Source organism: Amycolatopsis sp. TNS106, from assembly GCF_019330265.1.
Lineage (GTDB): Bacteria > Actinomycetota > Actinomycetes > Mycobacteriales > Pseudonocardiaceae > Amycolatopsis > Amycolatopsis lurida.
Window position 1 is genome coordinate 8,731,701 of sequence record NZ_CP024972.1, and the last position, 23,632, is coordinate 8,755,332.

Genomic DNA, 23,632 nt, shown 5'->3' on the forward strand with positions numbered 1-23,632 from the left:
GAATTTAGTCGTCCGCGCCGATCTTCGCCGGGGTGGCTTCCTCGGCTGTGACGGCGAGCGCCTTCTTCTTTTTGTAGCGCAGCAGGAAGTACACGGCGACGCCGACGAGCACGCCGACGATGATCAGGCCACCGGTGTTGAGCGCGCCTTCGACCTTCTTGGCGGCTTCACCCAGAGCGGCGCCGATGCCGATGTGGATGGCCGACCAGCAGGCCGCGCCCGCTGCGGCGGCGGGCAGGAACTTGCGGAAGGGCAGGCCCGACGTGCCCGACGCCGCCGGAGTCAGCGTGCGGATCACCGGGAGGAACCGCGCGAAGAACACCGCCCACGCGCCTCGCCGTTCCAGCACGCCCGTCGCCTTGTCCCAGGCGTCGAGGCCGTACTTGCGGATCAGTTTCGTCTCGCGCAGACGCGGACCGAAGCGTTTGCCGATCGCGTAGCCGAGCGAGTCGCCGAGTGCGGCGCAGACCGTCACGACGGCCCACAGAGTCAGGAAACGGGAGACCGACGTCGCCGTCGTGGCCGCGACCAGCAGCCCCGATTCACCGGGGGCGATGAAGCCGAGCCCGATGGTGCACTCGGCGAACACCAGTCCGCCGGTCGCCGCGACCAGTCCCGGTTCCGGGAGGCTCTGCAGCCAGTTCAGAAGATCAGTTACCAACGCCACCAGGTCACTTTACTGATTCGTGACCTGGTGGGTGGCGATGTCGCGAAGAGGGTGACCGGAGTCACCTGGCCAGCAGCGAGCTGGCTTCCTGAGCGGCGGGCCCTTCGGCGGCGAGGTGGGCCAGGTTCTCCGACAGCGGCTCGCCGCGGTGGGCCTTCGTCTGGGCGAACAGGCGTCCGGCACGGTACGAGGAACGGACCAGCGGTCCGGCCATGACTCCGGCGAAGCCCATCGCCTCGGCGGCGTTCGAGTGCTCGACGAACTCTTCGGGCTTGACCCACCGGTCCACCGGGTGATGACGAGGCGACGGGCGCAGGTACTGGGTGATCGTGAGGATCTCGCAGCCCGCGTCGACCAGGTCCTTCATCGCGGGCGCGACCTCTTCGGGTGTCTCGCCCATGCCCAGGATCAGGTTCGACTTCGTCACCAGACCGGCCTCACGGGCCTTCGTGATGACTTCCAGCGACCGCGCGTAGCGGAAACCGGGGCGGATGCGCTTGAAGATCCGCGGCACCGTCTCGACGTTGTGCGCGAGCACCTCGGGGCGGGAGCCGAAGACTTCGGCGAGCTGCTCCGGATCCGCGTTGAAGTCCGGGATCAGCAGCTCGACACCCGTGCCCGGGTTCAGCGCGTGGATCTGGCGCACGGTCTCGGCGTACAACCACGCGCCGCCGTCCTCCAGATCGTCACGCGCGACACCGGTCACCGTCGAGTAGCGCAGGCCCATCGCCTGGACACTTTCGGCGACCTTGCGGGGCTCGGTGCGGTCCAGCTCGGCGGGCTTGCCGGTGTCGATCTGGCAGAAGTCGCAACGCCGGGTGCACTGGTCCCCACCGATCAGGAACGTCGCCTCACGGTCCTCCCAGCACTCGTAGATGTTGGGACAACCGGCTTCTTCGCAGACGGTGTGGAGGCCTTCGCGGCGCACCAGGCCTTTGAGTTCGGTGAACTCCGGACCCATCCGCGCGCGGGTCTTGATCCACGACGGCTTCTTTTCGATGGGAGTCTGGGAATTCCGGACCTCGAGCCGCAACAACTTGCGGCCATCTGGGGCAGCACTCACACCGCCACCCTACGCCCGCCGGAGCAGCGGCCGCCGCTCACGCGGGGTCGGGGGTGACGCCCGTCAACTTGGTGGTCACGTCCCACAACGCGGCGCCGAGCGACTCGCTCCTCGCGGCGGCCAAAGGCCGTACCTTGACCGGCGCGCCGCGAAGCCCGCCGAGGCCTCGCGGGCCGATGTAGTCGCCGCCTTCGACCTCGGGAGCCGTTGCCGCGAACAGCTGCGGGAGCGTGCCCTGGCGGGCGTTCTGCGCGATGAAGATCTCGCCGATCCGGTTGCCGCCGGCGACGAGCGCGCGCACCACGGGGTTGCGGTAGGAGCGGGCCATCCCGGAACCGAGCCCGGTCCACGTGTAGCCCGGGTGCGCCGCCACGCTGATGACGTCGTCGCCCGCGGCGCGCAGCCTGCGGTCCAGTTCGAGCGCGAACACCTGATTGGCGAGCTTCGACTGGCCGTAGGCCGAGCCCGGGTTGTACATCCGGCGCTCGAAGTTCGGGTCGGCGATGTCGATGCGCGCGCCGGTCGCCGCGACACTCGACAGGGTGACGACACGCGCCGCGGAGCCCTTGCGCAGGGACGGCATCAGCAGCCAGGTCAGCACCGCGTGCCCGAGATGGTTCGTGCCGAACTGGGTCTCGAAGCCGTCCTTGGTGTGGCCGCGCGGGGTCGCCATCACGCCCGCGTTGTTGACCAGGACGTCGAGCTTGCCGCCCGACAATTCCTGGACCTTCTTCGCGGCTTCGCGGACCGAGCCGAGATCGGCGAGGTCCAGCCGCACGAGTTCGGGCGCTTCCCCGGCCGCGGCCGCCCGCACCTGTTCGAGCGCCTTGGCGCCGCGCTCCGGTGATCGGCAGCCGAGCAGCACGCGGGCCCCCTTGCCCGCGAGTACCTCGGACATCCGCAGCCCGAGGCCTGAGTTCGCCCCCGTGACGAACACGGTCCGGCCGGTCTGATCCGGGATGTCGGCCTCGGTCCAGCGAGCGTGAGCAGCCATGCCGGTCACCTAACTACATCGTCGCCCGTGCCGCTACGCCAGGTCAGGCGCTCGGCGCGAGCAACCGGAGCAAGTGACCCATGGGGCTGCGGCGGCGGGCGGGTTTCGCGTGCCGTCCGTGCCGGAGCAGGGTGGCGAACGCGCTGCCGACCTTGGTGATCTCCTCGGCCGGTTCGTCGCCGTCGGCCAGCCCCGCCGTCAGCGCGAGAGTGCGCAGTTCGGCTTCGTGCGACGGGATCAGCGCGGGGCACCGTTCGAGGGCCGCGTCGAGAACGGCGCGGAGCGTCTCGTGCTCGGCAGTGGCACTGTTCCAGGCGCGGGTGACGGCCTCGACCCGGTCGAGCGCGAGATCCTGATCGGCGTAATCCGGGTCGGTCATCTCGGCGCGGAGGTGACCGGCGAACACCTGGTTCCACTTGTACCGAAGTGCGAGCAGAAGCTCATCCTCGGTGGCGAAGTACTTGGTGGCGCCAGGGATTTCTTCGAGTGAGATCGCGTCGGACGGGTGGTGCCCCGCCTGGCGCAGTGCGGCTTCGAGGATGTCGCGCCGTCGGTAGAAGTCGTTCCAGCTCATGATGTGGGCTCCCCTCCGTGATCCGGTTCATACCGCCGGTTTGCGGCATACTCCCGGTACGGACCTGACAGCAGTCAACATACCATGGGTATGGACCGGGACCGGCGGCGTAAAGTTGTGAAGGTGGCGACATTGAGGTCAAGGCGGCTGGACTATTCCGAGTCCACCCGGTCGGCGCTCGTCGAGAGTGCCGTGGAGCTGTTCACCAAACGCGGGTACGCCGGCACGTCTCTCGATGAGATCGCCAAACGGGCCAGGGTGACGAAGGGTGCGCTCTACCACCATTTCAGTGGGAAGCAGGCGCTGTTCGAAGCCGCCTTCGACACGGTCGAGAGCCAGGTCTTCGACCGGCTCGAGAAGATCATGACCGGTCCGGCCTCGCCGTGGGAACGGGCGCTCTCCGGGCTGCGCGGCTTCCTGCAGAGCTGTCTCGACCCGGCGTACCAGCGCATCGCGATCCACGAGGCGCCGGTGGTCATGGGCTGGGAACGCTGGCGCGAGGCCGAGGAGCGGTGCAGCTTCGGCCTGGTCCGCACCGGGATCCAGTCGCTCATCGAGGTCGGCGAGGTCGACGACGTCCCGGTGGACGTCACCGCGCGGCTGCTGTTCGGCGCGTTGTCCAGCGCCGCCATCGAGATCGCGAGTTCGCCGGAGCCGAAGAAGGTCAGCGCCCAGGTCGAGGAGGTCCTGGTGCGGCTGCTCGTCGGATTCCGCCGTGTCCCGCCCGCCGAGCACGGGAAAGCGAGCTGACCGCGCCCTGGCTAGGGTGACGGCGTGGACCTCAGGATCTTTACCGAACCCCAGCAGGGGGCCAGTTACGAAGACCTGCTCCGGGTGGCCAAGGCCACCGAGGACGCGGGTTACGACGCCTTCTTCCGCAGCGATCACTACCTGAAGATGGGCTCGGCGACCGGGCTGCCCGGACCGACCGACGCGTGGATCACCCTCGCGGGTCTCGCCCGTGAGACCCGCCGTGTGCGGCTGGGCACCCTCGTCACCGCCGCCACCTTCCGGCATCCGTCGGTGCTCGCGATTTCCGTCGCGCAGGTGGACCAGATGTCGGGCGGCCGCGTCGAACTCGGCCTCGGTTCCGGCTGGTACGACGACGAGCACACCGCGTACGGCCTCGACCTGCCGCCGATGAAGGAGCGCTTCGACCGCTACGCCGAGCAGCTCGCCGTTGTCACCGGGCTGTGGGAGACGCCGGAAGGGGAGACGTTCTCCTTCGACGGCGAGCACTACCAGCTCGTCGACTCGCCGGGCCTGCCGAAGCCGGCGCAGCGGCCCCGGCCGCCGGTGATCATCGGCGGTGGCGGCAAGAAACGCACCCCGGCGCTCGCCGCCCGCTACGCGGACGAGTTCAACCTGCCGTTCGTGGGCCCGGACGCCGCCGCGGAGCAGTTCGGCCGCGTCGACGCCGCCGCCCGCGAGATCGGCCGCGACCCCAAGGAGATCATCCGCTCGGCCGCGCTCGTCGTCGCCGTGGGTCGCGACGACGCCGAGGTCGCGAAGCGCGCCGGCGTGCTGGGCCGCGAGGTCTCCGAGCTGCAGGAGAACGGGCTCGCGGGGACGCCGTCGGAGGTCGTCGAGAAGGTCGGGCAGTGGCGGGAGAAGACCGGGATCACCCGGCTCTACCTGCAGCTGCTGGACCTGTCGGATCTGGATCAGATCGAGCTGATCGCGTCCGAGGTCGCCCCTCAGCTGGACTGACGTTTTCGTGTGTGAAGGCCCCCTTCCCTCGGCTCAGCCGAGGGAAGGGGGCCTTCACGCGCTTCTCAGTTCTGCAGGGCGAAGGTGACGCCGGGGGCGGCCGGGGCTTCGGGGCGCGGCAGCCAGCGCTCGTCGCTCACCGGAAGGTCGCCTTCCAGCGCCGCGAGCACGGCTTCGCGCGCCATCGGCAGCACCGACGCCACGGTGACCTCGCGGTCGAGCTCGTAGGAAAGCGATGTCACGCCCGCGTCCCGGATGCCGCACGGGACGATCTTGTCGAAGGCGCCGAGGTCGGCGTTGCAGTTCAGCTCGAATCCGTGCATGGTCACGCCACGCTGGACGCGGATGCCGATCGCGGCGATCTTCCGCTCCGGGCCGCGGTCGTCGGCGGGGATCCAGACGCCGCTGCGGCCCTCGACCCGGCCGGTGTGCACGCCGAGCTGGTCGCAGACGGTGATCAAGGCCTCTTCGAGCCGCCGCACGTAGTGCACGACGTCGATCGGGTCGGCGAGTTTGACGATCGGGTACCCGACCAGCTGGCCCGGCCCGTGCCAGGTGATCTTGCCGCCGCGGTCGACGTCGATCACCGGGGTGCCGTCGGTCGGCCTGTCCTCGGCTTCGGTGCGCTTGCCCGCGGTGTACACCGACGGGTGCTCCAGGAGCAGCATGGTGTCCGGGCCGTCACCGTCGGCACGGGCTGTCACGTGCTTTCGCTGGAGTTCCCAGGCTTCGGTGTAGTCGATCGTCCCGATCTCGCGGACGTCGACGGGCTCGGTGGCGGCGCGGCATGACGTGGTCGAAGAGCTCACGTCAGCGACACTACGCCGGGTCTTTCGGCAGGGGGAGCAGGCCCAGTCCGGCCGCCGAAATCAGGCCGACACCACCCACCGCGAGCACGGATCCCGCGGTATCGGTCAGCCAGTGCACGCCGAGCACGATGCGGCAGAGGGCACCGGCCACCGTCGCCGCGGCGGCGATCGCGATCGCCAGGCGCGCGAGGTGCGGACGGGTCCACGCGCACAGCAGCACCGCGACGAACCCGGTGCACGCGACGGCGACCACGTGCCCGCTCGGATAGCTCAGATCGGGGAATTCGCGGGGCCGCTCCCGGTAGAAGACCGGCTTCGCGACCAGGCTGGTCATCCGGCACAGCAGCAGGACGACGGCGAGTTTGACGCACAACACGGTCAGGTCCCGGCGGCGCCAGGCGAGCACCACCAGCACCGCGCCCAGCACGAACGGCAGGACCGGGCCGAGGACGTTCGTGACCAGGCCCGCCACCTGACCGGCGGGCTCGGTGTGCTGGCCGCGGAACGCGTCGGCGAGCGCGACGTCCACCGGCGGCGGCCGCTCGTCGACGGACAGGCCGAGGATGACGAAGCCGACCAGCAGCAGGACCCCGGCGAGGATGTGCAGACCGCGCCGCACGGTCATGTCGCGGCGGCCAGCGCGTCCTCGAGGGTCGGATGGCGGAACGCGTAACCCGCCTCCTCCAGTGCGCGCGGCATGGCGCGCTGCCCGAACAGCGCCATCTCCTCGGCCGCCTGCCCGAGCGCGATCTTCATGGCGAAACCGGGCACCTGCCAGATCGCCGGTCGGTGCACGGCGCGGCCCAGCGCCTTCGTGAAGGCGGCGTTCGTGGCGGGCTGCGGTCCGGAGAGGTTGACCGGGCCGGACAGCGTTTCGGTCTCCAGCGCGAAAACGATCGCGCCGACCTCGTCGTCGAGCGAGATCCACGGCATGTACTGCTTGCCGTCACCGAGTTTTCCGCCGAGCCCCAGGCGGAACAGCGGCCGCAGGACGTCCAGTAGCCCGCCTTCGCGCGCGAGCACCAGCCCGGTGCGGATGCGCACGACCCGGGCGCCGGCCGTGGCCGCCGTCTCGGTGGCGCCTTCCCACGCGGTGCAGAGTTCGGCGAGGAAGCCCCGGCCCGCCGGGCTCGTTTCGTCCACAAGGGACGGACCGGCGTCGCCGTAGTAGCCGACGGCGGAGGCGTTGACCAGCACGGGGATGCCGTGTTCGGCGACGGCTTCCGCGAGGACCTCCGTCGGTTCGACCCGGCTGTCGAGGAGGACCTGTTTGCGGGCCGCGCTCCAGCGCCCGGGCAGCAGCGGCGCTCCCGCGAGGTTCACGACGGCGTCGACCCCGTCGAGCGCGCCGTCCGCTATCTCGCCGGCGGGAGGATCCCAGCGGCGTTCGTCGGCCGCCCGCTCCTCCCGGCGGACGAGCCGGACCACGTCGTGTCCGGAACGGCGTAACCGTGTCGTGAGGGAGGTGCCGATCAGTCCGCTCGCGCCCGCGATCAGAACTCGCATGATCCGATCGTGTCCTATCCGCGATCCGGGCGCACGCTCAGGTTCTTCAGTTGCCCGGCGACGTCGGACGCGGCGGTGAGGAGCACCAGCACCGGGATCGTCGCGGCGGGCCGGAGCCGGTAACTGCCGCGTTTGTCCTGCTCGACGATCCCGGCGCCGGTGAGCGCTTTGAGATGGTGGTACAGCTGGCCCGGCGAACCGAGTTCGGCGGCCTCCTGAAGGGCGGGCGCGGTCTGCGCGCCCTTCTCGGCCAGCGTCCGCACGAGTGCCACCCGTGCGGTGCTGGACAGGGCCGCGAGCACTTCGACCCGCGGCCCGTCCGCGAACGCCAGCATCGGACCGGGCGTGACGTTGATCGCCCAGCTCAGTTCGAACGGCTCGGTCAGCTCGCCGTGATAGCCGACCAGGCCGCCGGGGCTCGCCGCGGGCTCGGCCAGGTGCTCGCCGCGCTGGTCTTCAAGCGCGGCGACCCGTGCTTCGAGGGCGGCGATCCGGTCGGCGAGCTCGGCGTTCATACCGGTTATCTATACCGTCGCTCAGCCGAGCGCTCGTTCCAGGGCCGTGAACCGCGCAGGGGAGGACAGCGCCGCGAGGACGAGGTCGATCAGTGGCAGCTCGTTCTGGATGTCCTGATCGGTCACACCGTGGAGCAGGACGGCCGCCGTGCCCGAACGGCCGTCCGGCCAGCGGACGGAAAGCCCCATGGTGAGCGTGCGCGGCAGGGCTCCGTCCTTGATGAGCACTTCGCTCGCGCCGGGCGGGACGCGGCCGGAAAGCGGGCGGGCGAGGATTTCACGGGCCTGCGGGTAGAGACCCCTGGCGATACCGCGGTGCAGAGAGAACAGCTCCGACGCGGTACCCCTGGCGTGGCCCTTGACCCAGGGCCACTGCGCGTCCGGTGTCGACGGCATCTCCGGGATGCGTTCGAACGCTTCGGCGCGGAAAGCGGGGTCGGCCACGAACCGCCGCGCGACCGCGTCACCCATCGCCCGCCGGACCGCGACCGGGCTGCCGGGTGGCGGCGCGTACTCCGGCAGCATCAGCATCAGGACCTCGCCGCCCAGCGAACGGGTGTCCGGCTTCACCCAGCCGCCGCGTGCCGCCGCCCGCTGGAGGGCGGGGTCGCCGAGGCGGGTGCGGAGGTAGTCGGTGGCGGCGTTGTCGCTGAAGAAGATCATCGCTTCGGGGATCCTCGCCAGCGGGACACGCTGTTCGGGGTCCTTGGCGATGCCGTAGTCGTCGCAGGGGACGCCCAGCCACTCGAGCGCGTGGAAATGCGCGCGGCCGTCGGAGACGAACGGGTGGTGGGCGTCCCAGTCGCCGACCCTGATCTGTTCGTCCGGATCGAGCCTGCCCTCGGCGACCGCCACGGCGTACGCGCCGAGGTGCACGACCTTGATCGAGGACGCCAGCAGTCGCCGGGTGCCGGCGTTGCGCGAGGCGCGACGACCCGCGCCGTCGTCGATCACGATGGAGACGTCGCGCCGGTGCGCGGCGATCCAGTCGAGCCAGCCCTGTTCGGTCGTCGTGTCCGGCCGGGCCGCGGTCGCGGTTCCCGGCAGCAGCAACGCGGCCGATCCCGCGGCGGCACTCGCCAGTAGATGACGTCTTGTCAGCATGGGTGAAACCCCTCCCTCTTGTTTTCCGTAATTCCGGAATACTAGAGTCCGAGGCGGCTGTCAAACCCCGCAATTCGTCATCTGGTTGCGGTAGTTGGTCATGCCAACTACCGCAACCAGATGACGAATTGCGGCAGAGAAAGAGGAAGGCCCCCGCCCCGCCGAAGCGGGACGAGGGCCTTCACGGACTACCGGAGGATCAGAGACCGAGCTCGTCCTCGAAGTTGCCCTCTTCCAGACGCTGCTTGATCGTCGTGACGAAGCGGCCCGCGTCGGCCCCGTCCACCAGGCGGTGGTCGTAGGTCAGCGGCAGGAACGCCATCGACCGGACGGCGATCGTGTCGTTGCCGTCGGCGTCCGCGATCACGACCGGGCGCTTCACGACCGCGCCGGTCCCGAGCATGCCGGACTGCGGCTGCACGATGATCGGCGTGTCGAACAGGGCGCCGTTGGAGCCGATGTTCGTGATCGTGAAGGTGCCACCCGACAGCTCGTCCGGCTTGATCTGGCCCGAACGCGCGCGGCCCGCCAGGTCGGCGATGCGGTGCGCGAGACCGGCGAGGCTGAGCTCACCCGCGTCGTGGATGACCACCGACAGCAGACCCTTTTCGGTGTCCACCGCGATCCCCAGGTGCACCGCACCGTGGTAGGTGATCTCCTTCGTGTCCTCGTTGTAGGACGCGTTGACGTTCGGGTGCTGCTTGAGCGCCTCGACGGTGGCCTTCGCGAAGAACGGCAGGAACGTCAGGTTGACGCCCTCGCGCTCCTTGAAGGCCGCCTTCGCCCGCTGGCGGAGCTTGGCGATCTTCGTGACGTCCACCTCGTGGACCTGCGTGAGCTGCGCGGAAACCTGCAGCGACTCGCGGGTCTTCGTGGCGGTGATCTGGCGGATCCGGCTGGCCTTCTGCACGGTGCCGCGCAGGGCCGCGAGCTCCGGCGAAACCGCGGCCTTGCGCGGAGCCGACGGGGCGGCGGCGGGGGCCGGGGCGGCGGCAGCGGGCTGCGCGGCGGGAGCCGGGGCGGCCTTCTGCTTGGCCTCGGCGGCCGCGAGCACGTCCTGCTTGCGGATGCGGCCACCGACACCGCTGCCGGTCAGCGACGACAGGTCGATGCCGTGCTCCGAAGCGAGCTTGCGGACCAGCGGCGTCACGTACGGCGCGTTGTCCGAGCCGTTGTCGCTGCTCGCCGCCGGCTTCGGGGCCTCGGCCTTGGGAGCCGGGGCGGCCTGCGGAGCCGGGGCGGGCTTCGGCGCGGGAGCCGCTTCGGCCTTGGGCTCGGGCTTCGGTTCCGGCTTGGGTTCCGGCTTCGGCTCGGGCTTGGGTTCCGGCTTCGGCTCGGCCTTCGGGGCCGGGGCGGAACCGGCGGCACCGATCACCGCGAGCACCCCGCCGACCTCGACGGTCTCGTCCTCGCCGGCGCGGATCTCCAGCACGGTGCCGGCGACCGGGGACGGGACCTCGGTGTCGACCTTGTCCGTGGAGATCTCGAGCAGCGGCTCGTCGACCTCGACGCTCTCGCCGACCTGCTTGAGCCACCGGGTGACGGTGCCCTCGGTGACGCTCTCGCCCAGCTCGGGCAGCTTCACCTCGGTGCCTTCGCCGCCCGAAGCCGGCGCGGTGTCCGGCTGGGACGGAGCGGAGGCTTCTTCCTTCGCGGGCTCCGGGTCCGGCTCGGGCTGCGCCTCTTCGGCGGCCGGCTCGGCGGAACCGGAGGACTCCGGCACCCCGCCGGTCCCGTCGTCGATGACGGCGAGCTCGCCGCCGACCTCGACGGTCTCGTCCTCCTGCGCGCTGATCTTCACGACCTTGCCGGCGACCGGGGACGGGACCTCGGTGTCGACCTTGTCCGTGGAGATCTCGAGCAACGGCTCGTCGACCTCGACGGTGTCGCCCTCCTGCTTCAACCACCGGGTGACGGTGCCCTCGGTGACGCTCTCACCGAGCTCCGGCAACGTGACGGAGTAGGCCATCGTTCGCTGACTCCCTTGATATGTCTTGCTTGGTCTGGTTCTTCGACGGTGAGACGTCAGCTGTGGACGTGCAGCGGCTTGCCCGCGAGGGCGAGGAACGCTTCACCGAGGGCCTCGGTCTGGGTGGGGTGCGCGTGGATGAGGGGAGCCACGTCCTCGGGGAACGCCTCCCAGCTGTAGATCAGCTGCGCTTCGCCGATCAGCTCGCCGACGCGGTCGCCCACCATGTGCACGCCGACGACCGGCCCTTCCGGAGCCTTGATCAGCTTGACCCCACCGGAGGTCTTGAGGATCTGGCTCTTCCCGTTGCCGCCGAGGTCGTAGGTGAAAGTGGTGACGTCGGAGCCGTACTTCTCCTTCGCCTGCGACTCGGTGAGGCCGACCGAAGCGACCTCGGGGTGCGAGTAGGTGACGCGCGGGATGCCGCTCTCGTCGATCACGCGCGGCTCCTGGCCGGCGATCTCCTCCGCGACGAAGATGCCCTGCTGGAACCCGCGGTGCGCGAGCTGCAGGCCGGGGACGATGTCACCGACGGCGTAGACGTTCGGCAGGTTGGTGCGCAGGCGGTCGTCGGTGAGGACGAAGCCGCGCTCCATCTTGACACCGGCCTCCTCGTAACCGTGCCCGGCCGAGTTCGGGCCACGGCCCACGGCGACCAGCATCAGGTCGGCTTCGAGCGTCTCGCCGGACTCCAGCGACACGCTGACGCCGTTGTCGTCCTGCTTGGCGCCGGTGAACCGGACGCCGGTCTTGAAGGCGATCTTGCGACGGCGGAAAGCGCGCTCGAGCTGCTTGGACGCGTACTCGTCCTCGTTCGGGACCAGGCGGGGCAGCGCCTCCACGATGGTGACGTCGACGCCGAAGGACGCCCAGACGGACGCGAATTCGACACCGATGACACCACCGCCGAGGACGATGACCTTCTTCGGGATGTAGTCCAGCGAAAGCGCCTGCTCGCTCGCGATGATGCGGCCGCCCAGTTCCAGGCCGGGCAGCGTCTTCGAGTACGAGCCGGTGGCCAGGATGACGTTCTTGCCGGTGTAGCGGGTGCCGTCGACCTCGACGGTCGTGCCGCCGACGAACGTCCCGGTGCCCTCGACGAGGTTCACCTTGTGCGCCTTGGCCAGGCCCTGGAGGCCCTTGTACAGGCGCGAGACGATCCCGTCCTTGTACTTGTTGACGCCGGCGATGTCGATGCCTTCCAGCACGGCCTTGACACCGAAGGTCTCGGCGTCGCGGGTCTCGTCGGCGACCTCCGCCGCGTGCAGGAGGGCCTTGGTCGGGATGCAGCCTCGGTGGAGGCACGTCCCGCCAAGCTTGTCCTTTTCGATCAGGGTGACGGAAAGGCCCAGCTCGGCCGCGCGGAACGCGGCGGCGTAGCCGCCCGATCCGCCACCCAGGATCACAAGGTCGGCGGAGGTGTCGGTCACTTCAATAACTCCTCGGCAAGCGGTAGGGGTGGTGCTCTGGCGCCGCTTCGCGCGGTATACGCGCGCGCGGACACTTGCCATCTTGTCACTACGTGTGGAGAGCCTGCGACCTAGGCCGCGTCCTGTGACCCACGGGACACGACCCGCCCGGGTCGCCACGGTGAGCACACACGCGGGTCGGGATAATGGACACTGGACGAGAGTGGGAAGTGAGGTGGTCGGAGTGGGTCTGTTCGACTCGCTGCGCCGGCGCTCCAAAGGCGGGCAGAAGCCCGGTACGCTGCGAAAAGCCTCTTCAAACGACTTCAAGCATCTCGAAGAGTGGGCCGCTTCGAGGACCGGCGTCGAAGCCTATGTCGAGCCCAAGACCAACGTCACGGAGACCACTGTCGTCCTCATCGCCCACGACGGCGAGTGGACCCGGCGCCGGATCGAGAGCCTGGACGCGGCGCAGCAGTTCGGTCACAAACGGTCGATCCCCGTGTACGAGGTGGCGAGGGTCGGCTACCCGAAGCGGATGCGGGAGTACACCGAGCGGAAGAAGCGCGGCGAAGCCTGAGGCGGGATCGGCGTGCTGTCCGTGAAGGCCTCCTTGAGGGACCCAGAGTCCCTCAAGGAGGCCTTCACGGACTTTCACGCGGATTGCGCCAGAAGGAGTAGGTGCCGCTCCAGCAGCGCCCGGAACGTCGGATGCACCGTCGTGCCCAGCGCCGGGTCGATCTCGACCGTCCGCCACGCGTCGCCCGCGGCCGTCAGCAGCACGACGGCCGGGTCCGCGATCACGACGACGCCGCCTTCCGCGCGGAGTTCCGCCGTCCCGAGCAGCCGCGGGAAGACGACGTCGGCGGGCAGGCCGTCGCAGGTCTGCAGGAACTCGCGGTAGTCGTCGGGCAGCCGGAGCCCTAGCCGCGCTTCGGCGGCGCCGATGGTGCGAAGGGACGCGGCCGGGGGAGCGGTGCCGCCGCCGCGCAGCCGGAGGATGCCCGCGATCAGCTCGCGCCAGGAGCCGGTGTCCGGCGGGTAGCGTTCGTACAGCGCCGCGACCAGCGCCCCGGCACAGACTTCCGGCCACTCGCCGAGCCCGAGCGGGTCGGCTCCCGCGACCAGACGTGCTGCGAGCCGTCGTGTCGCGGCGAGCACGGCGACGTCGGGGCGGCCCTGGCGCGACGCGATCTCCGCCCAGGCGCCCAGGTCGCCTCGCGCGACGGCTTCGCGCAACCGGTCCGGCCGCGACGGCCCGAGCTGCGCGACGGCCTCGCCGATCGGGGAGCCGCCGAGCAGACCGTCGAGATCGGACGCCCGCCGGGCGAGGTACTCGTCGTGCGCGCGTTCCTCGGCGTCGAGATCGAGCGGAGTCAGCGCCGCGGCCCAGTCCGGCCGCGTCCCTCGCGCCTCGAAGAGCATCGCCCACGCGCGGGCCCGCACCGCGCCGGGCACGAGCGCGGTGACGGGGCGTTCGGTGAGCGCGTGCCAATGCGTGATCAGCCTGTCGGCCTCCGCCATCGCCCCGGAAACGGCGAACAGCAGCGCCGCGTGCGCGATCCGATCGTCGAGCGTCGCGTCGTCACCGCTCAGCACGTCCCTGATCGCGCCTTCGAGGTACGCGTCCTTGTCCACAGGACCGACCTTGCCACAACGAGCGGCCTACGAATTCGGCGGACGGCCCCCGCTCCGAAAGGCAGGAATGAAGACGCACGGCCGCCGGACGCTCGGAATCATGGTGAGTACAGGGAATCCCGTTCCCGCAGACCTCGAACCGAGCGCCGTCTTCCCCACCGGCCAGCTCCCAGACAGACGGGTACGAGCCGTGCGTCCTTTCCGTATCGATGTTCCGCAGTCCCAGCTCGACGACCTCGCCCGGCGGCTGGACAACGTCCGCTGGCCGGATCCGGGCCCCGTCTCCGGATGGGAACGCGGTGTCCCACTGGACTATTTGCGGGAGCTCACCGAATATTGGCGAACCCGGTACGACTGGCGGGCGGCCGAGGCGCGGTTGAACCGCCATCCCCAGTTCACCACCGAGATCGACGGTGCGAACGTCCACTTCCTCCACATCCGTTCGCCGCGGCCCGACGCCACGCCCCTGCTGCTCACCCATGGCTGGCCCGGGTCCTTTGTGGAATTCCTCGGCATCGTCGAACCGTTGACCCAAGGGGATCCCGCCTTCCATCTGGTGATCCCGACCATTCCCGGCTTCGGCTTTTCCGGCCCCACCGGTCAGGAGGGCTGGGACGTGCCGCGGGTCGCGCGCGCGTGGGCGGAACTGATGCGCCGGCTCGGCTACGACCGGTACGTCGCGCAGGGCGGCGACTGGGGGAGCGTGATCTCGTTGCAGGTCGGGCTCGCCGACCCCGAGCACGTCGCCGGTGTGCACCTCAACATGCTCGTCACGTTCCCGCCGCCGGATCCCGCGGCGATGGCGGATCTGGACAGTGAGGATCTCGCGCGGCTGGAACACGGTCAGTGGTTCGCCGACGACGGGATCGGCTGGCAGAAGATCCAGTCCACCCGGCCGCAGACCCTTTCCTACGCGCTGACGGATTCGCCGGTCGGGCAGCTGGCCTGGATCGTGGAGAAGTTCCAGGAGTGGAGCGGCTCGACGACGGTGCCCGAAGAGGTCTTCGACCGGGACGACCTGCTGACCAACGTGATGCTCTACTGGCTCACCGGTACCGCCGGTTCGAGCGCCCAGATCTATTACGAGACAACGCATCTCACCCCTCAGTTCATCAGCACGTGGGGCGGGCCGTGGCCGCTGACGATGCCGGTCGGGGTCGCCGTGTTCCCCGCCGACGCCACCCGGCCGATCCGCAAGTTCGCGGAGCTCAGCCTGCCGACTTTGGCGCGGTGGACCGAATACGACCAGGGCGGCCACTTCGCCGCGCTGGAGCAGCCCGGGCTTCTCGTGGAGGACGTGCGGAAGTTCGTGATCTCGCTGGGGGACTAGGCCGGGGGGCCTGGGAATGACCGATCCATATCTAGGGGAGAGAGCGGAAACACTATGTACGAACGGATACGTGTCGAAGACGTGCCCGAACGATTCAATGTCACCGAGTACTTCCTCGATCACGCCGAGGATCACCGGATCGCCTTGATCGACGACGGCGAACCGGTGTTCTACGGCGAGCTCAAGGCCGTGACGAATCAGGTGGGGCACGCGCTCCGGCACATGGGGGTCCGCCGGGGCGACCGGGTCCTGCTCGCGCTCAACGACGGCGTCGAGTTCGTCGCCAGCTGGTTCGCCGCGCAGAAGATCGGCGCCGTGACGGCGGAGATCTACAGTTTCCTGCACCCGAAGGACTTCCGCTATTACCTGGACTACGTGTCGCCCGCCGTCGTGGTGGCCGACGCGTCCACAGTGGACAAAATGCGGGAGGCGGGGGCGAAGAACCTCCTCGTGGCCGGAGTGGCCGCGGAGGAGCTGCGTGACGACGAATGCGCCTTCGACGAGATGACCGCGGACTGGCCCTCCGAGCTCGAGGCCGTCGCGACCCTCAGCGACGAAGAGACCATCTGGAAGTTCACCTCGGGCAGTTCCGGCGCGCCGAAGGCATGCCCGCATCCGACGCGGAGCCCGCTGCTCAACTACGACTGGTTCGCCCGTGGCGTGCTCGACCTGGGCCCGAACGACGTCGTTCTCGCCGTTCCCAAGCTTTTCTTCGGCTACGCGCGGGACATGGTCGCGCTCTATCCGTTCCGGGTCGGCGCGACGGGCATCATCTTCAACGAGCGCACCACCGTGGAGAAGATCTTCGAACTGGTCGCGCGGCACAAGCCGACGATCCTGGTGAACGTGCCGACGATGATGAGCGCGATGGTCGCGCATCCCGACGCGGCGAAGCAGGACTTCAGCTCGCTGCGCGCCTGCCTTTCCGCGGGTGAGGGACTGCCGCCCGACCTGCACCGGCGGTGGAACGAGGTCTTCGGGGTCGAGGTGATCGACTGCCTGGGGTCGGCGGAGGGGTACCACGCCTACCTTTCCAACCAGCCGGGGCAGATCCGCAGCGGCAGCCTGGGGCGGCTCGTGCCCGGGTACCAGGCCACCCTGGTCGACGATTCCGGGCAGCCGGTGCCGGACGGCGAAATCGGGCGGCTGGAGCTCGTCGGCCCGACGTCGGCGAGGGAATACCGTGGTGCGCCGGAAAAGACCGCGGAGACCTTCGTCGCGGAGAACACCATCCGGTTCGGGGATCTCTTCGAGCGGGACGCCGAAGGCTACTTCTACTACCGGGGCCGCGCGGACGACCTGCTCAAGGTCCGCGGCGTATGGGTCGCGCCCGCCGAGGTCGAGAACTCCCTGCAGGCGCACCCGGCGGTCGTGTCCTGCGCGGTGGTCGGCTACGAGGACGAGGGATTGACGAAGCTGCGCGCCTACGTCATCACCTCGGATCCGCTGGAAGCCGAAGACCTGCGGGACTTCGCCAAGGCGAACCTTTCGCCGCACAAGCGCCCGCACGACTTCCGGTTCGTCGACGTCATCCCGAAGACACCTTCGGGCAAGCTCGACCGGCGCGCGCTGCGCGGGGAAAGGAAGCCTCACGATGTTTGAGGTGGATGTCGCCGGCTACCTGGCCCGGCTCGGGGTGCTCGACGAGCGCCATCCTTCGCCGCACGGACTGCGGGCACTGCACCGCGCCCATGTCGAGCGCGTGGCCTATCAGACGGTCGACATCCACCTCGGCAGGCTCACCTCGGTCGATCCGCGGGCGAGCGCGGACCGGATCGTCCGGCTCGGCCGGGGTGGGTACTGCCTGGTGCTCAACGGGGCGTTCGGCGCGCTGCTGGACGCACTCGGGTACCGGGTGCGGCGGCATCGCGGCGCCGTCCTGATCCGCCAGGACCTGCCCATGCCCGCGCTCGGCAACCATCACGCGCTGACCGTGCGCGACCTGCCGAGCGAGGACAACCCGGGCGGGGAGTGGCTGGTCGACGTCGGTCTCGGCGACGCGCTCCACGAACCGTTGCCGCTGGTCGCCGGCGAGTACCGGCAGGGCCCGTTCACCTACGACCTCCGGCCGTCGCCGGCGGTCCCGGACGGGTGGCGGCTGGGCCACGACCCCGCGGGGGCCTTCGTGGCGATGGACTTCCTGAGGGAACCCGCCGTGCCCGCGGATTTCGCGGCCCGGCACATCGAACTCTCGTCCGCGCCGAATTCCCGGTTCGTCCAGGTGTTCTCGGCGCATCGCCGGGACGCGACCGGGGCGGACGCGCTCCGCGGTTGCGTGCTTTCCCGGATCGGGGCCGGCGCCGATGCCGGTTCCCTCGAACTGGCCCGTCGCGAGGAATGGTTCGACGCGCTCGGTGACCTCTTCGGAATAGGTCTCGGTGACCTTTCCGGTGCGGACCGTGAGCGGTTGTGGCGCAGGGTCCGCACGGCGCATGGGGTATGGCGCCAAGGGCGCAGTCCAGAAGACGTCACCAAACCGGCGATTCGGACAGGATTAATCGCGTAATAACCGGGCCGATCAGCAGAGGGGCCATAATCATGTCCAGTGGAAAGGCCGGGCGTGTCGGGACATTAGAGGGACTTCGCGGAGTGCTCGCACTCGGGATTCTGCTCTATCACGTCGCCTTCATGACCGGAGTAGCCAGTTTCATCGATCAGCCCGGCCACCCGTTCTGGGGTGTCTTAATCGACGGCCTGATGATCCTTTTGCCGCCGTTCTTCGTGATGTCCGGCATGTTTCTTTTCCGTGCACATGCGCGGAACACCGTCCTCGGGACGAAGAAGCCGTCGACGAAGTCCTTTCTCTGGGGACGGGCGCTGCGCATTCTTCCCGGGTATTGGGTCCTGGTGATCGTCGGTCTGCTCACGATCAACTTCACGGCGATCGACAGTGCCGGTGACATTCTGCGCCCGCTCACGATGCTGCACTTCTTCTGGTGGGAAGGTCAGCCGGTCATCGGGCTCGAGCACACCTGGACGGTGCCCGCCGAATTCACGTTCTATCTGCTCATGCCGATTCTCGGGTGGATGGCACACCGATTCGCGCGGAACGGTGCGACGCCGGCGCAGCGCGCTCGCCGGATGCTGATCCCGCTCGCCGGATTCTCGCTGATCGGGTTCGGCTGGATCCTGCTGACCAACTTCCCGGGTTTCACCGCGCCGTCCCAGCTGTGGTTCTGGCCGATCTACTTCTTCCCGGTGTTCGCGGTCGGCATGGCGCTGGCGGTGCTGGCGGCCTACGCGGAGGTCGCGCCGCGGAAGCCCGCGATCTATCGCATGGTGCTCAAGCGGCCGAACCTGTTCTGGGTCGTCGCGCTGGCGCTGTTCGCGGTCTACACCTGGAAGCCCATCGGCATCCCCGGTATGGGTGACGTTCCCGCCATGCTGCAGGAGTTCCTCGGCTTCTTCCTCGGCCTCGCCTTCGCGGTGCTGCTCGTGCTGCCGCTTTCGGTGCCGGGTGCCACGTCGAAGTTCCAGGAGCGGGTGCTGGCCAATCGGCCGATCCGGTTCGCGGGCAAGATTTCGTTCGGAATCTACCTCTGGCACGTGGTGATCGTCGAATATTGGTTCGCCAATGGCAGCATTTTCGGTGTCGAAGCCGTGCACGACATCGTTTTCCGCGGTACGACCGGATTCTGGCCGATGCTCGCGTTCGTTCTCGGCTTCACCGTGGTCGCCGCGACGCTCAGCTATTACCTGATCGAACGTCCGGCGCAGCGGTTGCGTCACCGTCGCGCCAAGGCGCCTGTCACCCCATTGAGTGTTACCGGTGACCAGCAGCCGCAGCCGGACACCCGTGCCGCCTGAGGCGTGGATCGGAATGCAGCAACCGAGGAGATGCTTCACCGAATCGGGCGACCCTATCGTTCGCTTCGAGGCGGCCTATGAGGTCGTCCTGATTCGGACTCCTATTTTCGGGAATCTTCAGAGAGGAAACCGATGAGTGACATCCAGGCGAAAGTCCAGCAGGTACTCGACGAAGCCGTGGCATCCGGCGCGGAGCGAGGCGTGCAGGCGGCCGTCTACCAGAACGGCAAGCTGGTGGTCGACGCCGCGGCCGGCGTGACCGACGCCGAGTCGAACACGCCGGTCACGCCGGACACGCTGTTCTTCGCCACCTCCACCGGCAAGGGCCTGACCTCCACGATCGTCCACGTCCTCGCCGAGCGCGGCGTCCTCGACTACGACGAGCCGATCGCGAAGTCGTGGCCGGAGTTCGCGGCGCACGGCAAGGAGAACGCGACGCTGCGCCAGGCGCTCTCCCACACCATCGGGCTGCCGGAGATGCCGGGCGACATCACCCCCGAGGGCCTCGCCGACTGGGACGCGGTCTGCTCCTTCATCGCCGACTCCGAGCCGTGGTGGACGCCGGGCACCAAGACCGGTTACCACGCGCTCAGCTTCGGCTACATCATCGGCGAGGTCGTGCGGCGCAAGACCGGCAAGCCGATCGACGAGGTGCTGGACGAGGTCGTCGCCGGCCCGCTCGGGATCTCGAAAGAGGTCTTCTTCGGTGTGCCGGAGTCGGAGCTGGGCCGCGTGGCCAAGCTGGAGGACGTGGAAGGCGCGGCCGAGGCGCTCGCCTCCATGCCCGCCGACATGCCGCTGTTCAAGGCCGTCCCGCTGGGCGTGGCGCCGCAGGCCGACATCTACAACCGTCCCGGTTACCTCAAGGCGAACGTCCCCGGTGGTGGCACCATGACCGCGCGCGGCGTCGCCCGCGTGTTCGCGGCGCTGGCGGGCGAGGTCGACGGCGTCCGGCTCATCTCGGACGAGCGTCTCCACGAGGTCGCCAAGCCCGCGGCGACGGACGAAGACCAGATCTTCGGCTTCCCCGCCACCAAGACGCTGGGCTACGACTTCGGCATGCCGTTCAAGAACGCCGCCGAGACCCCGAGCGAGTTCGGCGCGGGTGGTCTCAACGGGTCGGCCGCCTCGATCGACATCGCGACCGGCACGGCCATCGCGGTCAACAAGAACCGCATCACGATGGGCGACTACAGCCTCTTCGAGAAGGTTGCGGAAGTTGTCCGCGAGCACGTCAGCTGAACCCCGTGGTGACGGCGACGCCGAAGACGTCGCCGTCACCACTCCGGGCGAGGCGACGACCGCCGAGGGGTCCCACGACACCGCGTACAGCACCTATCTGGCGCTGGACACGCTCCTCGCGATCCAGCGGCCGAAAACCGAACAGCACGACGAACTTCTCTTCGTGATCGTCCATCAGATCCACGAGTTGTGGTTCAAGCAGTTGCTGCACGAGCTCGGTAACGCGCAGAGGAGCCTGGCCTCGGCGGCCGACGGCCCCGCCCTCCGGGCGCTCAGGCGCACCCGGTCCATCATCCGGGTCCTGATCACCCAGATCGACGTACTCGAGTCGATCACACCGGAACAGTTCGACGCGTTCCGTGAGTTGCTCGGTGGAAGCGGGCACCAGTCCGCGCAGTTCCGGGAGATCGAGGTCGTCTTCGGCCGAAGCGACCGGTTCGCCGCCGAGCAGTTCGCACCGGGCAGCCCCGATCGCAAGCGGATCGAGGGCAGGCTCGGGGAGCCCGCGTTGTTCGATTCCCTCCTTCGTTACCTCGCGGCGTCGGGTTATCTCCCGGCGCCGCGGGGCGCGCGGGTGGCTCCGGACAGTCCCGAGATCCAGAAGGCGCTGCGCGCCGCGTATCGCGACGACGGGGTGGCGGCACAGATCTGCGAGCGATTCGTGGATCTGGACCAGCTGCTGCAGGAATGGCGGTTCCGGCACTCCGTGCTCGCCAGGCGGGTCATCGGGGACCAGACCGGCACCGGTGGCTCCACCGGTGCCGCGTACCTGCGTGAATCCGTTTTCAAGCCGTCCTTTCCCGCGCTGTGGCACGTGCGGGACACCGGGTGGGCGGCGGACTAGGAGAGGACGTCAGGTGGAAGCGGTGGATGCGTCGTCCATAAGGGACGGTGTCGGGGTGGGGGGCGTCAGGCGCCCGGGGAGGCACCGGTCCCCGGTCAAGGCGCTCAATCACCTCCACCGGTGGTGGCGGGGTGGCGCGTCCGCGGCTTCCTTCCCCTACCGGCCGGTCCTCGGGCACTTCCAGGCGGTGGGCCGCAATCACGCGGACCCCGGCCTCGTCGCCACCCTGCGTGCGGCGCGCGACGTGCTGCCCGCGGGCCATGACGACGTCCGCGCGCTGGTTCTCCGGCAGTGGCTGCCCAGCACGGTCGACCAGGAGGACGGTGACTACGACACCTACGCCGGTGTCTCGCTGCTGAACCTGCTGGCCGACTCGTACGGCTCCGGCGAGGTCGTCGACGACACGCTCGACGCCATGCAGGTCGTCCTCCTGGCCGATCTGCTGCGCTACGAGACGTCGGCCCTCGTCGAGGAACCCGATCTGCTGCGTCAGCAGGTCCGCGTCAAGGCGTGTCTGCGCGCCTTGGCGCGGGCCGACGAGCTCGCCCCGCGAGCCCGCGGCCTGGTTCCGGCGAATCCGTTGGGGGACAACGCGATCCGCGATCTCGGCAGGGACGATCTCCTGGCGCGCGGCGCCGAACTGTCCCGGGCCGTGCGGTCGGCGGCGTCCCCCGCGATGCGGGACGCGGTCGAATTCGCGATGCTCCCGACGACCTGGCTGCACGACGAAGTCATGTTCATCCGCAGCATCCAATCGTTCGAAGTGGTCTACCGGCAGGTGGCGCGCTGCCTCGGACGGGCGACCGCCGCGCTGGACGCCGGCCGTCCGGCCGCGGCGTCGGACGAACTGCGGGACGCGACCAGGCGGATCACCGCGACGAGCATGCTGTACCGGATCCTCACGTCCATGCCGCCGGACGCGTTCGCGATCATCCGCGCCTACACACACGGCCGCAGCGCCGTGCAGTCCCGGTCGTTCCGGCTGGTGGAGCAGTACAGCGCTCCGTCGGACGGAAGCGAGCTTCCCGGACCGTCGCTGCAAGAGGTGTACGAAGCGCGGCTCGCCACCGGGGGACCGGCGTCACTGAGCTATCTCACCGAGACGATGCGCGGCCTCGACTCGGCGTGGCGGTTGATGAAGCGCACCCACTGGGGCATCACCCTCAAGGTCATCGGGAGGGTGCCGGGCACCGGGGGCACCGCCGGTGCGGCCTATCTGGAGCAGGCGGCGGCTCGTCCGCTGTTCCCCGTGCTGCATCCGCGGCAAGACGACTGGAGGGACCGGATTGCCTGAGCACGAGGACGACTACCGCGCGCTGCGCCGGAAGATCATGGGATACATCGTCTCCCAGGCGATCTTCGCGGTGACCGAAGCCGGCGTCGTCGACCTACTCGCCGAAGGGCCGGTCGAGGTGGAAACCCTCGCCGGCGAAGCCAGGGTGGACGCGGACGCGTTGACCCGCTTCCTGCGCGTCCTCGTCGCCGAGGACCTGTTCGTCGAAGAGCCGCGTGGCACCTTCGGGTTGACCGCGAGCGGCGAACTCCTGCGATCCGACCAACCGGGTTCGCTGCGGCACCTGGTCACGCTGATGCGGGGGGAGTCGTACCTGGCCTGGCAGGACGCCGGGCATTCACTCCGCACCGGCCAAGCGGGGTTCGACGCCGTGTTCGGCAAGCCGCTGTTCGAATGGCTGGCCGCGCACCCTTCGCAGGCGGCCGACTTCGATGCCGCGCAGGCAGGTCTGGTGGCGAAGCGGATGGAGCCGCTCCTGGGCTCCGCTTGGTGGGATTGGAGCGGTACGTCGTCGGTCGTGGATGTCGGCGGCGGCAACGGCACCCTGCTCGGCGCGCTGCTGGCGCGCCACGGTCACCTGACCGGGCGGCTGTTCGACCAGCCGCACGTCGTCGAGCACGCCGACCTGACCGCGCACGGCGCCGGCGTCGCCGATCGCTGCGAGGTGGTCGGCGGGGACTTCTTCGCCGCGGTCCCCGGCGGCGCCGACGTCTACCTGCTGGCGCAGATCCTGCACGACTGGAGCGACGAGGACGCCGTCCTGATCCTCCGCCGGATCCGGGAGGCGATCCCGCCGCACGGCAGGCTGCTGATCCTGGAACAGATCATTCCCGACGACGACCGGCCCCATCCCGAGAAACTGCTCGACCTGCACATGCTCGTGCTGCTCGGCGGGCGCGAACGCGGGGAAGCGGAATGGCGCGGCCTGCTCGTCGAGGGTGGTTTCGACCTGGTGGAGGTCCACCGCGGTCCGCGTTCTTCGCTGCTGGTGGCCGCCTCGGCCGAGTGATCTGAGTACGTGAAGGCCCCCTTCACTGCGCCAGGCGCAGTGAAGGGGGCCTTCACGTACTCAGAGGTGGTGCCGAGGGGCGAACTCGCGTGATCAGGGCCGTAACTCGCGTGATGGGAGACGTAACTTGCGTGATCAGGCGCGGAAC

Annotated in this window: 23 protein-coding genes; 11 read left to right on the forward strand and 12 right to left on the reverse strand. The window is 69.3% G+C overall.

What is annotated here, in order from left to right; genetic code table 11:
* Nucleotides 1-4 precede the first annotated feature (4 nt).
* From CVV72_RS40560 to CVV72_RS40575, 4 genes are all read right to left on the reverse strand, one after another.
* A complete protein-coding gene (locus CVV72_RS40560; RefSeq protein ID WP_034324095.1) occupies nt 5-667 on the reverse strand; it encodes a DedA family protein in 663 nt (220 codons plus the stop codon).
* 61 nt (nt 668-728) lie between these two features.
* A complete protein-coding gene (gene lipA / locus CVV72_RS40565; RefSeq protein WP_038510106.1) occupies nt 729-1,730 on the reverse strand; it encodes a lipoyl synthase in 1,002 nt (333 codons plus the stop codon).
* Nucleotides 1,731-1,767: 37 nt separating this feature from the next.
* The gene (locus CVV72_RS40570; RefSeq protein WP_219150049.1) at nt 1,768-2,724 is read right to left on the reverse strand and encodes an oxidoreductase; all 957 of its coding nucleotides are present in this window, start codon (nt 2,722-2,724) and stop codon (nt 1,768-1,770) included.
* Between the two features lie 43 nt (nt 2,725-2,767).
* Nucleotides 2,768-3,298 carry a hypothetical protein gene (locus CVV72_RS40575; RefSeq protein ID WP_219150051.1) on the reverse strand — a complete coding sequence of 177 codons (531 nt, stop codon included), beginning with the start codon at nt 3,296-3,298 and terminating at the stop codon, nt 2,768-2,770.
* 132 nt (nt 3,299-3,430) lie between these two features.
* Here CVV72_RS40575 and CVV72_RS40580 point away from each other — a divergent pair, with 132 nt between their 5' ends.
* Together CVV72_RS40580 and CVV72_RS40585 are read left to right on the forward strand one after the other, a co-directional pair.
* Complete coding sequence (locus CVV72_RS40580) at nt 3,431-4,048, forward strand: TetR/AcrR family transcriptional regulator (RefSeq protein ID WP_219154426.1); 618 nt, start codon at nt 3,431-3,433, stop codon at nt 4,046-4,048.
* Nucleotides 4,049-4,072: 24 nt separating this feature from the next.
* On the forward strand, nt 4,073-5,008 hold the full coding sequence (locus CVV72_RS40585) for an LLM class F420-dependent oxidoreductase (protein WP_219150052.1): 936 nt from the start codon (nt 4,073-4,075) through the stop codon (nt 5,006-5,008).
* A gap of 65 nt (nt 5,009-5,073) precedes the next feature.
* On the opposite strand, the gene lipB is transcribed toward CVV72_RS40585, so the two are convergent.
* The 7 genes from lipB to lpdA form a co-directional block, all read right to left on the reverse strand.
* Nucleotides 5,074-5,817: a lipoyl(octanoyl) transferase LipB gene (lipB, locus tag CVV72_RS40590; protein WP_219150053.1), complete on the reverse strand. Its 744-nt coding sequence runs from the start codon at nt 5,815-5,817 to the stop codon at nt 5,074-5,076.
* Nucleotides 5,818-5,827: 10 nt separating this feature from the next.
* Nucleotides 5,828-6,442 (reverse strand): phosphatase PAP2 family protein, encoded by a 615-nt coding sequence (locus CVV72_RS40595; RefSeq protein ID WP_219150054.1) that lies wholly within the window; start codon nt 6,440-6,442, stop codon nt 5,828-5,830.
* Entirely contained in the window at nt 6,439-7,323 is an 885-nt protein-coding gene (locus CVV72_RS40600) for a TIGR01777 family oxidoreductase (RefSeq protein ID WP_219150055.1), read from the reverse strand. The genes CVV72_RS40595 and CVV72_RS40600 overlap by 4 nt, the downstream gene beginning before the upstream one ends.
* A gap of 14 nt (nt 7,324-7,337) precedes the next feature.
* On the reverse strand, nt 7,338-7,838 hold the full coding sequence (locus tag CVV72_RS40605) for a helix-turn-helix transcriptional regulator (RefSeq protein WP_219150056.1): 501 nt from the start codon (nt 7,836-7,838) through the stop codon (nt 7,338-7,340).
* Nucleotides 7,839-7,859: 21 nt separating this feature from the next.
* Nucleotides 7,860-8,942, reverse strand: a complete 1,083-nt coding sequence (locus CVV72_RS40610) for a serine hydrolase (RefSeq protein WP_219150057.1) — start codon at nt 8,940-8,942, stop codon at nt 7,860-7,862.
* Between the two features lie 199 nt (nt 8,943-9,141).
* A complete protein-coding gene (sucB, locus tag CVV72_RS40615; RefSeq protein ID WP_219150058.1) occupies nt 9,142-10,911 on the reverse strand; it encodes a 2-oxoglutarate dehydrogenase, E2 component, dihydrolipoamide succinyltransferase in 1,770 nt (589 codons plus the stop codon).
* A 56-nt stretch (nt 10,912-10,967) separates the two neighbouring features.
* Nucleotides 10,968-12,341, reverse strand: coding sequence for a dihydrolipoyl dehydrogenase (gene lpdA, locus CVV72_RS40620; RefSeq protein ID WP_219150059.1), 1,374 nt, complete (start codon nt 12,339-12,341; stop codon nt 10,968-10,970).
* A gap of 214 nt (nt 12,342-12,555) precedes the next feature.
* Between lpdA and CVV72_RS40625 the strand changes: the two genes are divergently transcribed.
* Entirely contained in the window at nt 12,556-12,900 is a 345-nt protein-coding gene (locus tag CVV72_RS40625; protein WP_191257430.1) for an oxidoreductase, read from the forward strand.
* 74 nt (nt 12,901-12,974) lie between these two features.
* Here CVV72_RS40625 and CVV72_RS40630 read toward each other — a convergent pair whose 3' ends face one another.
* Nucleotides 12,975-13,958, reverse strand: coding sequence for an SMI1/KNR4 family protein (locus CVV72_RS40630; RefSeq protein WP_219150060.1), 984 nt, complete (start codon nt 13,956-13,958; stop codon nt 12,975-12,977).
* A 190-nt stretch (nt 13,959-14,148) separates the two neighbouring features.
* Between CVV72_RS40630 and CVV72_RS40635 the strand changes: the two genes are divergently transcribed.
* From CVV72_RS40635 to CVV72_RS40670, 8 genes are all read left to right on the forward strand, one after another.
* Entirely contained in the window at nt 14,149-15,288 is a 1,140-nt protein-coding gene (locus CVV72_RS40635) for an epoxide hydrolase family protein (protein WP_255632419.1), read from the forward strand.
* A gap of 81 nt (nt 15,289-15,369) precedes the next feature.
* Nucleotides 15,370-16,890: a benzoate-CoA ligase family protein gene (locus tag CVV72_RS40640; RefSeq protein ID WP_255632420.1), complete on the forward strand. Its 1,521-nt coding sequence runs from the start codon at nt 15,370-15,372 to the stop codon at nt 16,888-16,890.
* Nucleotides 16,883-17,794: an arylamine N-acetyltransferase gene (locus tag CVV72_RS40645; RefSeq protein ID WP_219150063.1), complete on the forward strand. Its 912-nt coding sequence runs from the start codon at nt 16,883-16,885 to the stop codon at nt 17,792-17,794. Before CVV72_RS40640 ends, CVV72_RS40645 begins: the two co-directional genes overlap by 8 nt.
* An 83-nt stretch (nt 17,795-17,877) precedes the next feature.
* Nucleotides 17,878-19,095 carry an acyltransferase gene (locus CVV72_RS40650; RefSeq protein WP_219150064.1) on the forward strand — a complete coding sequence of 406 codons (1,218 nt, stop codon included), beginning with the start codon at nt 17,878-17,880 and terminating at the stop codon, nt 19,093-19,095.
* A gap of 132 nt (nt 19,096-19,227) precedes the next feature.
* A complete protein-coding gene (locus CVV72_RS40655; protein WP_219150065.1) occupies nt 19,228-20,337 on the forward strand; it encodes a serine hydrolase domain-containing protein in 1,110 nt (369 codons plus the stop codon).
* Nucleotides 20,315-21,181, forward strand: a complete 867-nt coding sequence (locus CVV72_RS40660; RefSeq protein ID WP_091599181.1) for a tryptophan 2,3-dioxygenase — start codon at nt 20,315-20,317, stop codon at nt 21,179-21,181. Before CVV72_RS40655 ends, CVV72_RS40660 begins: the two co-directional genes overlap by 23 nt.
* Nucleotides 21,182-21,236: 55 nt before the next feature.
* Nucleotides 21,237-22,475 carry a hypothetical protein gene (locus tag CVV72_RS40665; RefSeq protein ID WP_219150066.1) on the forward strand — a complete coding sequence of 413 codons (1,239 nt, stop codon included), beginning with the start codon at nt 21,237-21,239 and terminating at the stop codon, nt 22,473-22,475.
* The gene (locus tag CVV72_RS40670) at nt 22,468-23,484 is read left to right on the forward strand and encodes a methyltransferase (RefSeq protein WP_255632421.1); all 1,017 of its coding nucleotides are present in this window, start codon (nt 22,468-22,470) and stop codon (nt 23,482-23,484) included. Before CVV72_RS40665 ends, CVV72_RS40670 begins: the two co-directional genes overlap by 8 nt.
* The last annotated feature ends 148 nt before the right edge of the window (nt 23,485-23,632 follow it).